General features: G+C 59.9%; 8 protein-coding genes. 2 read left to right on the top strand and 6 right to left on the bottom strand.

Annotated elements, in window-relative coordinates; genetic code table 11:
- Positions 1-4 precede the first annotated feature (4 nt).
- From C7H10_RS10260 to C7H10_RS10240, 5 genes are all read right to left on the bottom strand, one after another.
- Entirely contained in the window at positions 5-2,509 is a 2,505-nt protein-coding gene (locus C7H10_RS10260; protein WP_106694787.1) for a circularly permuted type 2 ATP-grasp protein, read from the bottom strand.
- A gap of 89 nt (positions 2,510-2,598) precedes the next feature.
- Positions 2,599-5,916, bottom strand: coding sequence for a transglutaminase family protein (locus C7H10_RS10255; protein ID WP_106694786.1), 3,318 nt, complete (start codon positions 5,914-5,916; stop codon positions 2,599-2,601).
- Positions 5,917-5,951: 35 nt separating this feature from the next.
- Positions 5,952-6,890: an alpha-E domain-containing protein gene (locus C7H10_RS10250; RefSeq protein WP_106694785.1), complete on the bottom strand. Its 939-nt coding sequence runs from the start codon at positions 6,888-6,890 to the stop codon at positions 5,952-5,954.
- 1 nt (position 6,891) lies between these two features.
- Positions 6,892-8,352, bottom strand: a complete 1,461-nt coding sequence (locus C7H10_RS10245) for a circularly permuted type 2 ATP-grasp protein (protein WP_106694784.1) — start codon at positions 8,350-8,352, stop codon at positions 6,892-6,894.
- Between the two features lie 14 nt (positions 8,353-8,366).
- On the bottom strand, positions 8,367-9,428 hold the full coding sequence (locus C7H10_RS10240) for a zinc-binding metallopeptidase family protein (RefSeq protein WP_106694783.1): 1,062 nt from the start codon (positions 9,426-9,428) through the stop codon (positions 8,367-8,369).
- Between the two features lie 222 nt (positions 9,429-9,650).
- On the opposite strand from C7H10_RS10240, the gene C7H10_RS10235 reads away from it, so the two are divergent.
- Positions 9,651-11,228, top strand: a complete 1,578-nt coding sequence (locus C7H10_RS10235; RefSeq protein WP_106694782.1) for a Re/Si-specific NAD(P)(+) transhydrogenase subunit alpha — start codon at positions 9,651-9,653, stop codon at positions 11,226-11,228.
- Positions 11,229-11,240: 12 nt separating this feature from the next.
- Positions 11,241-12,632, top strand: a complete 1,392-nt coding sequence (gene pntB, locus C7H10_RS10230; RefSeq protein ID WP_106694781.1) for a Re/Si-specific NAD(P)(+) transhydrogenase subunit beta — start codon at positions 11,241-11,243, stop codon at positions 12,630-12,632.
- A 107-nt stretch (positions 12,633-12,739) separates the two neighbouring features.
- Here the strand turns inward: pntB and fba are convergent, their stop codons facing one another.
- The gene (fba, locus tag C7H10_RS10225; RefSeq protein ID WP_106694780.1) at positions 12,740-13,804 is read right to left on the bottom strand and encodes a class II fructose-bisphosphate aldolase; all 1,065 of its coding nucleotides are present in this window, start codon (positions 13,802-13,804) and stop codon (positions 12,740-12,742) included.
- Between the last annotated feature and the right edge of the window lie 178 nt (positions 13,805-13,982).

Below are 13,982 nucleotides of genomic sequence, written 5' to 3'. Positions count from 1 at the left end.
CGCCTCAATCCGGTTTCACACGCTGGTCGGAATACCGGGTGTGAATGAAATACTGCCGCTGGATCTCATCCGATACACGATAGGCCTCAGACCGGATGTCACACAATAGCTCTGCCAGGCTATCGCACGCTTTGTCCGGGCGCTTGCGCTCGAAAGGGTGTAAATCCAACGCCTGAACCCGCTGCAGCGATTCGTTCAGATCTGGAGGAAACAGTTGCCCGGTTTTCCGCCCCATCTCCGGCAGATCCTTCTGCAACTGGCGAAGCTGGAACATGATGGAATGGGGGTTACTCCCGTCGATCACGAGGGTATGAAGCACGCCCAGGAGCTCCGGTGTCCGTCGATACCGGGTCCGATAGGTCACTTCCGAGTTAGCCACTTCCAGCAGCCAATCGAGCATTGCGTTGCGGCTGAACCGGTCGCTGAACAACGGCACGCAGATGAGCGTACAGAGGTTGGCCAGCCGCTCCAGGCGCCGGCCAATCACCAGGAACACCCAGCTGCAATCGCGGGTGATGTCGTCCATGGCAAAGCCGGCCAGGGAGATGCAGTCCAGCAACACCAGATTCAACGCCCGGATCGACTGGTCCGGGGTGGTTGGCGCAGGGCTCAATGGCTTGCCTACCCGATTGAGCGTGTGCCAGTTGTCCGAAGACAGCCTGTCCCGCACCTGGCTGGCGTTGAACAACAGTGCCTGATGAATAGACGCAATGGAACCCGGAGACTTGGCATCACTGACCGCTCTGAGCAACAGGTCGGGCAGCGGCTCCGGCACCGCGTCCTCCTCGGGTTCCGGCAGCGTCCCGAACTGCTCGGCCGCCTGCTGCAGCCCGAGCAGTGCTTCCTCACTGGCCTGGTCGTGGCCCGACAGCCTGTTGAACGCCGCCCGCAATAACCGGGCGGTACCCTCTGCCCGCTCCGAATGGCGGCCCATCCAGAACAGGTTTTCACCAACCCGCGAGGGCGTGTCCCGCTCGCCGTCCAGCAGGTCAGACACCTGCAACCGTTTTTTGATCAGTGATTTGGAGGGCCCCGTGAAGCGTGCTTCCACCCAGGTATCCTTAGACAGCCCCCCCCTTTGCATGGAGATGACTTCCACACCCTCGTCCATGGCCACCCGGGTCAGCCCACCGGGCATGACCCGCCAGCCGGAGGGCGTGGCGGCGGCAAATAACCTGAGACCAATAGAGCGGGTGGCGAGCGGCTGGTCCTGGTCGCCCTTCCAGACCGGCGCCTGTGAAAGGTGGACCAGCTCCTGCCCCACAAAGGCATGGGGATGGGCATGCATCTTCTTGATCAGTGCATCCCGCTCCGCGCCCTTCACCTGATAGCCGAACACCGGCTCCATTCGCATACTTGCAAAAGCGGGCTTGATCACCAGTTCGTCCAGGTGTTCGATCACATAATCCAGGGCAGGTTTCTCACCACACCACCAAGACGCCACCGATGGCATCTCCAACGACGCACCCAGCAGTTTCTTCGAGATCTCCGGCAGGAAACCAAACAGCGCGGCACTTTCCAACACACCGGAGCCCAACGCATTCGCCATCAACACCTTGCCTGCCCGCACCGCTCCCAGCAGCCCTGGAATACCGAGCACCGAATCGGCGCGAAGCTCCAGTGGGTCACAGAAGCCATCGTCCAGCCGGCGGTAAATGGCATGCACCCGCCGCAGACCCTGAAGGGTCTTGAGGTACACCGTGTCATCACGCACGGTCAGGTCCTGGCCTTCAACCAGGGGCAAGCCCAGGTAACGGGCCAGAAACACATGCTCGAAATAGGTTTCGTTGAAACGGCCAGGGGTCAACAGGACGCATAGCGGCGTCTCGGTTCCGGCTGGCGACATACCCACCAGGCTGTTCTGGAAACCCTGGAAGAATTCCGAAAGGTTGGTCACCGGTAGGTTGTGGAAGGGCGCCGGGAAAGCGCGGGAAATCACCAGGCGGTTCTGCAGGGCGTAGCCCGCACCCGAGGGCGCCTGGGTTCGGTCCGCCATCACCCACCAACCGCCGTCCGGCGCCCGGGCCAGATCCACGGCGTATAAATGCAGGAAACGACCTCCGGCGGGTTGAATGCCCTGACAGGGCCACTGGAAACCGGCCTGACCATAGACCAGGGCCGGCGGCAAGAGGCCTTCCTTCAGCAGCGATTGCTCGCCGTAAAGGTCGGCCAGAACGCTGTCCAGGAGCTCCGCACGCTGGGCCACAGCTTTCGACAGCCATTGCCACTCATCGGCGCCCAGGACCAGTGGCAGCAGATCCACTTCCCAGGGCCTGGTATCGCCACGGGGATCTTCGTAGACGTTATAGGTTACGCCATCTTCGGCAATGGCATTGGAAACCGCCTGAGCCCGGATGTTGAGACTGTCGACTGACTCCAGGTTCAGCTGCTGTAACAATGGCCGCCAATGAGCCTGCGGCCCGGAACCCATGGAACCAAGTTCATCAAACCGATCCGGTACCGGATGGTACTGGCGGAGGATGTCCGTTACTGCGCGCTGTTTCGCCACCTTGAATTCAGGCTCCGTTTGTCAGTGAGCTGGAAGCATAGCCGCTTTATACGCTCCGGAGCCAGCCTCATACTACGCGTCCAGGCATCTTATTGGTGATATCGCAGATCCAGGGTAAATGGGAATTCCCGGTGCTCCGGAACCGGCCGCAGGGGTTGCTTGCCGGAGCTGTGCCCCATTCGGAAGAAGCGCGCCATACGGCGACCTTCAGCCTCGAACGAATTCACCGGCAGAGTCTCGAAATTGCGGCCACCAGGGTGGGTCACGTGGTATTCACACCCACCCAGACTTCGTTCGTTCCAGGTGTCTACGATGTCGAACACCAGCGGCCCGTCCACACCAATGGTCGGGTGCATGCACAACGACGGCTGCCAGGCCCTGTAGCGCACCCCGGCAACGGATTCACCCACCATACCGGTTGGCTGAAGCGGCAGCGGCACCTCATTGCAGGTTATCTGGTAACGATCCGGGGCCGCACCACGTACTTTTACCTGCAAACGCTCCAAGGAAGAGTCCACGTAGCGGGCCGTGCCGCCAATTGCCCCGTGCTCACCGGTCACGTGCCAGGGCTCCAAGGCCGAGCGCAGCTCAAGGGTGATCCCTTTGACCTTGTAGTCGCCGATCCGGGGGAACCGGAACTCGAAATGGGGCGCGAACCAGTCACTCTCCAGCGGGTACCCCTGCGCCTTCATGTCGTCGATGACATCTTCGAAATCCTGCCAGACATAGTGCGGCAACAGGAACCGGTCGTGGAGCTCGGTGCCCCAGCGCACCAGCCCATTTGGTTTATAGGGTTGCTCCCAGAATCGGGCCACCAGCGCCCGCAACAGCAGCTGCTGGGTCAGGCTCATGCGGGCGTGGGGTGGCATCTCGAAGGCCCGCAGTTCCAGAAGGCCATGGCGCCCGCCAGGGCCATCCGGCGAATACAGCTTGTCGATACAGAACTCGGCCCGATGGGTATTGCCGGTCACATCCGTGAGCAGGTCGCGGAGCAGGCGGTCTACCACCCACGGAGCGACCTTTTTGCCGACCGGACACAGTCGCTCCATCTCCCTGAAAGCCAGCTCCATCTCGAACACATGGTCGTTACGGGCCTCGTCAATCCTGGGGGCCTGGGAACTGGGGCCTATAAAGAGGCCGGAGAACAGGTAAGACAGACTGGGATGGTTATGCCAGTAGCTGATCAGGCTGCGCAGCAGATCCGGACGCCGCAGGAACGGGGAATCCTCGGCCTTCTGCGACCCCAACACAAAATGGTTGCCGCCACCGGTGCCGGTATGACGGCCGTCCATCATGAATTTCTCGGAAGTCAGACGGCACTCGTAGGCGTCTGCGTAAAGCGTCTCGGACTGCTCGACCAGTTCATCCCAAGTGGTCACCGGCTGCACATTGACCTCGATTACACCAGGGTCCGGGGTAATCCGGAAGTGGTTCAGTCGTGGGTCCGAGGGCGGCTCGTAGCCTTCCAGCAACACCGGCTGCTCCAGCCCGGCGGCGGTTTTCTCGATGGCCGCCACCAGCGCCAGGTAGGGCTCGAGCTCAGCCAGCGGCGGCATGAAAACCCGCAGTATGCCCTCCCGGGGCTCCACGCACAGGGCAGTGCGGACCACCTCCGGGGAGGACTTCCCTTGCTCAGGCGTCTTCTGTTCAATGGCCTCCTGCTCCGACCCTGGCTCTACACGCTGTCCGCGGCTGTTCCACTGGCGGATCTCCTCGTTTTTTGCCAACGGGCCCCGGGGCGCGAACGGATCCTGAGGGTGGATCCAGGGGTAATCCGCCTCCGCCACCCAAGGCTGGCTGTCCAGCGGCAAACGGTGGCCCATTGGGGAGCCGCCCGGCACCAGGTAACAGCGCTCACTGCGCAGGAACCAGGGGCCCGTCTCCCACGTCTGTTCCTTTTCGGAGACCCGCAGGGGCAACACGTAGCCCACCGGCTTATCCAGGCCGCGACTGAAAATCTGCTGGAGCTGTTTCCGCTCCAGTGCGTTTTCCAGACGGGAGTCGAAGGGATCGACGTTGACCGGCAGGCGCCGCTCGCGCCAGAGATAATAGAAGGCATCCTCAAAAGCCGGGAACACCTGTTCGGCATCCAGGCCCAGCTCCCGGGTCAGGTTCTGTATAAAGCGCTCGGCCGCTTCTGCGGTGGCGCCGCTGTCGGTGCGTTCGTCCGCCAGCCAACGTTCATCCTGCCAGATCTGTTCTCCATCCTTGCGCCAGAAACAATTCAGAGACCATCTGGGCAGCGGTTCGCCCGGGTACCACTTGCCTTGGCCGAAGTGTACCAGCCCGCCAGCACTATAGCGGTCCCGCATCCGGTGGTAGAGTTCGATGGCTTTTTTGCGCTTGGTGGGGCCCATGGCCTCGGTGTTCCACTCCGGCTCGTCCCGGTCATGATTCGCCACAAAGGTGGGTTCGCCGCCCTGGGTCAGGCGCACATCGAGCTCAGTAAGGCGCTTGTCGACATCATGACCTAGCCCAACAATGCGCTGCCACTGGTCCTCGGTGTAGGGTTTGGTTACCCGCGGCGCTTCCCAAATGCGCTGGACGCTCATCTGGTGCTCGAACTCAACCTCACAATCCTCCACCATGCCAGTAATGGGCGCGGCGGAGGACGGATCGGGGCTGCAAGCCAGGGGAATATGCCCCTCCCCGGCAAACAAGCCGGAGGTAGGGTCCAGCCCCACCCAACCCGCGCCGGGCAGGTAGACCTCGCACCAGGCATGCAGGTCGGTGAAGTCTTCCTCGGCCCCGGAGGGGCCGTCCAGTGCTTTCTGATCCGCCTTGAGCTGAATCAGGTAACCGGACACGAACCGCGCCGCAAGCCCCAGGTGCCGGAGTGTCTGAACCAGCAGCCAGGTGGAATCCCGACAGGATCCAGAACCTTTTTTCAGGGTTTCCTCCGGCGTCTGGACACCCGGCTCCATCCGAATCAGATAGTCAATTCGATCAGCAACACGTTGGTTCACACCCACCAGGAAATCCACACTAGGGGTTTCCTTGCGGTCTATGGTGGCCATCCACTTACGGAAGTCCGGTGTCTCCGGCAGTTTCTGTAAGTATGGTGCCAGCTCTGCCGTCTGCCATTCCTCGTAGTCGAAAGGAATGGTCTCCGCCCGGGGTTCCAGAAAGAAATCAAACGGGTTGATCACGGCCATCTCGGCAACCAGGTCTACCGTGATCTTCAGTTCATCGGTTTTCTCAGGAAATACCAGACGGGCCAGATAATTAGCCTGCGGATCTTGCTGCCAGTTCAAGAAGTGACCTTCCGGCTCAACCTTCAGCGAGTAGCTGAGAATGCGGGTTCTCGCATGCGGACACGGTCGCAAGCGAACGATCTGCGGCCCCAGGGTAACCGGGCGCTCGTAGCGATAGTGCGTGGTATGACTCAGGGCAACGTGAATCGACATGAAACCTATCTCGCAGGCGAATATGTTTGGGAGTTTCAGGCTGTCTCGTAGACAGGAAACCAGGTCTCTGCAATGTCATCGTGAAGCTCACCGATCTCCAACTGCAGGTTTTCCAGGAACAGGATCCCCTCATCCTTACGAATAAGCGCATCCACGTCTCCTTCCCGGGTGTGACGTACCGCCTGTAATGCCGTGCGTAACGGAATCTCGTTCCTTGGCAAACGACCGAGGGCACTGGCCACCTCGTTGAGGCTGTGCAGCACCGATCGCGGAAACGGCTCGTTCTGCAGCAGAAAGCGAATGACCTGGGGTCCGCTAACCTTGCGTCGAACATTGTGACGGTACATCTGGAAGGCACTCTGATAACGCAGCACGCTGGTCCACAGCAGCCCGCCGTAGGTTTCGGTGCCATCCCAGCCATCCAGGAACTGCAGGGCACCCACTTCAATCTGCCGGGTGGCCATGTCAGCCCGCTCCAGGTTGCGCCCGACCCGGATGAAGTCATACCCCTCGTCGTGACTCATACAGCCGGCAAGCAAGCCATTGAGCATCTGGCAGCGCCCCACGATTTCGTTCAGGAACTCGTATCGCGCGCGCTTGCCAACCCCCTGGTCTATGTGTTCCAGAATGTACCGGTAAAGCTCGTTGATCACCTCCCAGGCATCGGTCGGAATCTGGTCCCGAGTCGTGCGAACATTCTCCCGGGCCGCTTTGATGCAGGAGGCTATGGAACTCGGGTTGTAACCATCGGCCATCAGGAACTTCACACAATTGCGCTCATCGGCCTTCTGGTGGTGCTGATCGAACAGGGCTTCCATTCCGGTAACCGCTACCAGACTCTTCCAGGACAGTTGGGTTTCTCTCGGCATATCCAGCGCCAGGGAATTGAAGGCCATGATCATCCGGGCGTTGTTCTCGGCCCGCTCAAGGTATCTGGCCATCCAGTACAGTCGTTCCGCTACACGTGACAGCACATCAGTTCTCCTCGTCCACGATCCAGGTATCCTTGCTTCCACCGCCCTGGGAAGAGTTCACCACCAGGGAGCCTTTGCGCATCGCCACTCGTGTAAGCCCTCCAGCGGTTACGTAGGTTCGTACGCCCTGCAGCACGAAGGGCCTCAGATCCAGATGCCTTGGCGCCAGGCCCTCGTCGCAAAGGGTCGGCGCCACCGACAGGCTCAAAGTGGGCTGGGCGATGTAGTTGCGCGGGTTCTTCTTGATCAGCCGGGCAAACTCGGTGCGCTGCTTCTTGGTGGAATGGGGCCCAACCAGCATCCCGTAGCCCCCGGATTCGTTCGCCGGTTTCACCACCAGCTCATCGAGGTGTTCGAGGACATACTCCTGGTCCTGCTTGTTCACACACATATAGGTGGGCACGTTCGGGATGATCGGCTCCTCATCCAGGTAGTAGCGGATCATGTCCGGCACAAAGGCGTAGATGACCTTGTCGTCGGCCACGCCGGCACCGGGTGCATTGGCCAGGCCAACCTTGCCATTGCGCCAGGCCCGCATCAGGCCCGGCACGCCCAGAGTGGAATCCGCCCGGAACTCCTCCGGGTCCAGGAAATCGTCATCAATGCGGCGATAGATCACATCCACACGTTCCAGGCCCTCGACCGTGCGCATGTAGACACAGTCATCCTCACCAACCACCAGATCAGCCCCTTCCACCAGTTCTGCGCCCATACGCTGGGCCAGGAAGGAGTGTTCGAAATAGGCGGAGTTGAAAATGCCCGGCGTGAGCACCGCAATTTTCGGATGGTCCTGGGGCCTCGGCGAAATCGATGCCAGCATGTCGAACAGCTGGTTGGTGTAGTCATCCACCGGCAGGATGCTGGTGTTGTCGAACAGCTCCGGGAACACCCGCTTGGTCAGCTGCCGGTTCTCCAGCATGTAGGAAACACCCGAGGGAACCCGCAGGTTGTCCTCCAGGACATATACCTTGCCGTCTTTGTCACGCACGAGATCCGATCCACAGATGTGGGCCCAGACCCCCAATGGCGGCGTAAACCCCCGGCACTGCTCGCGGAAGTTCTTGGAGTTGGCGAACACGTACTTGGGGATCACCTTGTCCTTGACGATGTTCTGGTCGTTGTAGATGTCGTTGATGAACATGTTGAGGGCCGTCAGGCGCTGCGCCAGTCCCTGCTCGATGGTTTCCCACTCGCGGAGCGAGATCACCCGGGGAATGATGTCAAAAGGCCAGGCCCGGTCAATATTTTCGCCCTCACTGTAGATGGTGAAGCTGATCCCCGTCTCCAGAATCGCCAGTTCGGCAGCCTGCTGGCGCGCCTGAATCTCCTCGGAGTCAAGATTGCCCAGGTAGTCGGTAATCGCCGTAGCTGCGCGCCTGGGCTTCCCTTTGGCGGCGATCAGCTCATCATAGAAGTCGTTTGGGTCATAGTTTTTCCAGTCAATCGATTTGTTCTTCTTCATTTGATGTCCTTTCATTAACCACCGTGAACTATTCGGTGTACCAGGCGAAGCTTTTCCACCACCGGAGGAGGAAGCACAAAGGGGTAGGCGTCTTCATGCCCCATGCTTCGGTTCAGGCTGTTGAGCGCAAGCGTCAGGGGTAACCAGTGCTTGATCAGCGCATCGAAATCATCGGCCTGGTAAGGATCAAACGCTGGGCCCGGTTCGCTGCTCAACATAGGGCTCTGGCGAGCGTTCACCCGCATCCCGAACTGCCAGGCGGTTTCCAGTGTATCCACCATATGCAGGTAGTGTGCCCAGGTCTCCGCCCAGTCTTCCCAAGCGTGGCTGCTGGCATAGGCGCTGATGTACCGGTTTTGCCAGTCACTTGGCGGGCCGTACTGGTAATGCTGATCCAGGGCTTGCGGGTAGTCTCTGGTATCGTCACCAAAAAGCGCCCTGACTTTATCCAGCCAGGGACTGTTACGAACCAGCAGATCCCAGTAGTAGTGACCGGACTCGTGGCGGAAGTGCCCCAGAACAGTGCGATAGGGCTCAGCCATTTGGTTACGCATCCGTTCCCGTTCCACCGGGTCCGCCTCGGCAATGTTTATGGTGATGACACCATTAGCATGGCCGGTTGCTACCTTGGAGCGCTCATCAAACATCGCCGGCTGGTCGGCCAGAAAATCGAAGGCCAGTCCAAACTGTTCTTCATTGCGGGGAGCGCAAGGCAGCTTGAGCCGCAGCACCGAATACACCAGGCGTCGCTTCTCCTTTTCCAGACGCAGCCAGAGATCGTGGTTTTTCGGGATACTAAGATTGGGAATGGTGCGATTCAGGCGGCAGGCGACGCAGAAGGTGTGGGGATCGGTTTTGGGGATCAGCCAATTGCAGGCTTGCTGATTCTGATAGTTGTCACACAGCCGATAGAGGTCACCACTGGCGACACTCGCCCAGGTGGCATTACCTTCTGGCTCGATAGCCAGCAAATCCATAACATCCGGAGCAAAGCCCAGGTCCGCCCCGCAGTTGGTACAACGACTGTTTTCAAAATAAAGCAGGTTGGCGCACCGGCCACAATGGAACAGCTTCATTGGAAGGCATCCTTGGCCACCATCGGCAAGACCATGCCTTCAAGTATTGGCCATCCAGGCCAAAATGCAAAGAATCCTCAAATAGGTACGAACGCGCACCGGATCATCAGGAAAGCCCGAGTCCTTGTTTGGGAGCAGCTAGGCGAGCGAATCTGACAACCTGCACTAGTATGTAGGTATCCAGACATCTGATTGATCGGGAAATCCGGAGGCAAACCAATAATGAAAATCGGTATCCCAAAGGAAATCTTTAAGGACGAGCGGCGGGTGGCCGCTACGCCACCCTCGGTTCACAAACTGATCGGCCTGGGTTACGACGTGATCGTTGAAGGTGGCGCCGGGGAGGCAGCAAACTACTCCGACGCCGCCTATGAAAAAGTGGGCGCGGCCATCGCCGCTGATACCACCATGTTGTGGAAAGAGTCCGATTTTATCCTGAAAGTCCGGTCGCCCATGGAGAACCCGGCGCTGGGCAAGCACGAAGCAGACTTGATGAAGGAAGGGGCGTTTCTGGTCAGCTACCTATGGCCGGCGCAAAACCCGGAGCTGCTGGAAAAGCTGGCCGCCAGAAAGATCACGTCTTTCGCCATCGACAGCCTGCCCCGCATCAGCCGCGCCCAGAAGATGGACGCCCTCAGCGCCATGGCGAATATTGCCGGCTACCGGGCGGTGATCGAGGCGGCGAATCACTTCGGACGTTTCTTTACCGGGCAGGTAACGGCTGCTGGCAAGGTGCCACCGGCTAAGATTATGGTGATCGGTGCCGGGGTGGCGGGCCTCGCAGCGATCGGCGCCGCTAACAGCATGGGCGCGATCGTTCGGGCTTTCGATACCCGACTGGAGGTGAAGGAACAGGTCGAGAGTATGGGGGCCGAGTTCCTGGTGCTGGATTTTGAAAACGAGGATGGCAGCGGCAGCGGCGGCTACGCCAAGCAGATGAGCGACGAGTTCATCAAGGCGGAGATGGCGCTATTTGCAGAGCAGGCGGAAGAGGTGGATATCATCATCACCACCGCCCTGATTCCCGGCAAACCGGCACCGAAGCTGATCACCGCCGACATGGTGAAATCCATGAAACCCGGCAGCGTGATCGTCGATCTGGCCTCCGAGCGGGGTGGTAACTGCGAACTCACTGAGCCCGGCAAGGTAGCCCATCATCATGGCGTCACCCTGATCGGCTACACCGATCTGCCAAGCCGGATGGCCAAGGTGGCCAGTGACCTGTATGCCACTAACCTGGTGCATCTGCTCACCGAGCTGACACCGGAAAAGGACGGCCAGCCAGTGGTGAACATGGAAGACGAAGTCATCCGTGGCCTTACGGTAGTGCACGAGGACGACATCACCTGGCCACCTCCAAAACCCGAATCGCCGGTCAGCCCAAAACCGGCACCGGGCACCGAGGAGCCGTCAGCCGAAGCAAAAGCCGCCGCCAAGAAAAAGGCCGACCGCCGCAGCCAGATCGGCAAGGGCGTGTTATTCGTGGTCACGGCACTGGCACTCTACGGAGTCGGCGCCCACGCGCCAGAGAGCTTCCTGCAACACTTCACCGTATTCGTGCTGGCCTGCTTCATTGGCTGGCAGGTGATCTGGAACGTTACGCCTTCCCTGCATACACCCTTGATGAGCGTCACCAATGCCATCAGCGGCATCATCGTAATCGGCGCCATTCTGCATCTGGCCCAGGCGGAAAATATTGCCGTGGGCATCATGGCGTTTGTCGCGGTGCTGATTGCCAGCATCAACGTGGGCGGTGGCTTCCGGGTCACCCATCGCATGCTCAAAATGTTCCGCAAGTAGGAGACGTCCGATATGAGCACAGGACTGGTGAGCGTGGCCTACGTGGTCGCAAGTATCTGTTTCATTCTCAGCCTGGGTGGTCTCAGCCACCAGGAATCGGCACGGCGAGGTAATCTTTACGGCGTAGCCGGCATCATCATCGCGGTGGGGGCGACCCTGGCCAGCGTCGACGGTGGTATCAGTGCCATTGTTATTGCGGTGCTGCTCGGTGTCGGCATTGGCATTCCCATCGCCAACAAAGTGGAAATGACCCAGATGCCGCAGCTGGTGGCCCTGCTCCACAGCTTTGTGGGTTTGGCTGCGGTGCTGGTGGGCTTTTCAGGCTACATCGAGCCGTTGATTGCCACCTCCGGTACCGAGCACACCATCAAGCTGGTGGAGATATATGTGGGCATTTTCATCGGTGCCATTACCTTCACTGGCTCACTGGTGGCCTGCGGCAAGCTGGACGGCCGAATCGACAGTAAGGCGCTGACCCTGCCCGGCCGGCACCTGATGAACCTGGCAGCGATCATTGTCTGCGTATTCCTCGGGGCCTGGTTCCTGGGCACCGAGAGCATGGCCCTGGGCATCGGCGCCCTGATACTGATGACCATCATTGCCTCGGTCCTGGGCATTCATCTGATCATGGCCATTGGCGGCGCCGACATGCCGGTGGTGGTGTCCATGCTCAACAGTTATTCCGGGTGGGCCGCCGCTTCCATCGGGTTCATGCTGGGCAACGATCTGCTGATTGTCGTGGGTGCCCTGGTGGGCAGTAGCGGTGCCATTCTCAGCTACATCATGTGCAAGGCCATGAACAGGTCTTTCATCAGCGTGATCCTTGGCGGATTCGGCCAGACCAGCAGCAGTTCGGCAGCTTCGAATGGCGACCAGACGGTGCACGAATCCAGTGTCGATGATGTCTGTGAGGAGCTGCGCAACGCCCAGTCGGTGATCATTGTGCCCGGTTACGGCATGGCGGTGGCCCAGGCCCAAAATGGGGTCAGCGAGATGACCAAACTACTGCGGGACCGGGGCGTGAACGTGCGTTTTGGCATCCACCCCGTAGCCGGACGCCTGCCAGGTCACATGAATGTGCTGCTGGCCGAGGCCCACGTACCCTATGACATCGTGCTGGAAATGGACGAGATCAACGACGACTTCCCGGATACCGACGTGGTTCTGGTGATCGGCGCCAACGACACGGTGAACCCGGCAGCGGCTGAAGACCCGGGCAGCCCGATCGCCGGCATGCCGGTATTGGAAGTCTGGAAGGCCCACCAGGTGGTTATCCTCAAGCGGGGCATGGCCACCGGTTATTCCGGGGTGGAGAACCCGCTCTTCTTCAAGGACAACGCCCGTATGTTGTTTGGCGATGCCAAGGACAGCATCGACAAGCTGGTCAGTGGTCTGCGGGGCTAGAGGAAGGCTTGCGGGGCTGAACTGATACAACCTGAACTATCATCATCGGGTGGCGTTCACCAACCCTGAGAAAAGCCCCCGACTGGCGGGGGCTTTTTTTGTGCAGCTTACTTAACCTTAGGGTCCAGCTCGCCAGCCGCGTAACGCTCGAACATCTGCTCGAGGTTCAGAGGCTTGATCTTGCTGGCCTGGCCGGCGCAACCGAAGGCTTCGTAGCGAGCTACGCAGATATCGGTCATGGCGACCATAGTGGCTTTGAGGAATTTGCGCGGGTCGAATTCGGCCGGGTTCTGGGCCATGAAGCGACGAACGGCACCGGTAGAGGCAAGACGCAGGTCGGTGTCGATGTTGACCTTGCGCACGCCGTGTTTGATGCCTTCGACGATTTCTTCCACCGGTACACCGTAGGTTTCCGGAATCTCACCACCGAATTCGTTGATCACTTTCAGCCACTCCTGGGGTACGGAGCTTGAGCCGTGCATGACCAGGTGGGTGTCCGGGATGCGGGCGTGAATGGCTTTGATCTGGTCGATGGCCAGGATGTCACCGGTCGGCGGACGGGTAAACTTGTAGGCACCGTGGCTGGTGCCGATGGCGATGGCCAGGGCGTCCACGTGAGTCTTCTTGACGAAGTCGGCGGCTTCTTCGGGATCGGTCAGCATCTGGTCGTGGTCCAGGGTACCTTCTGCGCCGATGCCGTCTTCTTCACCAGCCTGGCCGGTTTCGAGGGAGCCCAGGCAGCCCAGCTCACCTTCTACGGAAACGCCACAGGCGTGGGCCATTTCAACGGTGCGACGGGTAACGTCTACGTTGTATTCGTAGCTGGTCGGGGTTTTGCCGTCTTCACCCAGTGAGCCGTCCATCATGACGGAGCTGAAGCCGAGCTGGATGGAGCGCTGGCAGACGGCGGGGCTGGTGCCGTGGTCCTGGTGCATAACCACCGGGATGTGGGGCCATTCTTCGATGGCAGCCAGGATGAGGTGGCGCAGGAAGGGGGCGCCGGCGTATTTGCGGGCACCGGCAGAGGCCTGGACAATCACCGGGGAGTCGGTTTTGTCGGCGGCTTCCATGATGGCGCGCATTTGTTCCAGGTTGTTTACGTTAAAGGCTGGCACACCGTAACCATGCTCGGCGGCGTGGTCCAGAAGTTGCCGCAGCGATATCAGGGCCATGGGTTGTCTCCTTCGTTGACTTTTTGAGGTTTGAATTCTGTTCGTTTTTAGACTTTGGAGTCTGCTTCGGCTGGCGGCGGCGCTGGCCTCCCGAGACACGCCGTAAATACATCCCTGTAGGCTTGAGCGCAGCATCCATGCTGCGCACAGTCTCGGGAGGCCAACCCCACCACCAGCC

The sequence above is a fragment of the Marinobacter shengliensis genome (assembly GCF_003007715.1).
Lineage (GTDB): Bacteria > Pseudomonadota > Gammaproteobacteria > Pseudomonadales > Oleiphilaceae > Marinobacter > Marinobacter shengliensis.
Note: the sequence above shows the minus strand (reverse complement) of the source record. Positions and strands in the feature narration are given on the sequence as shown.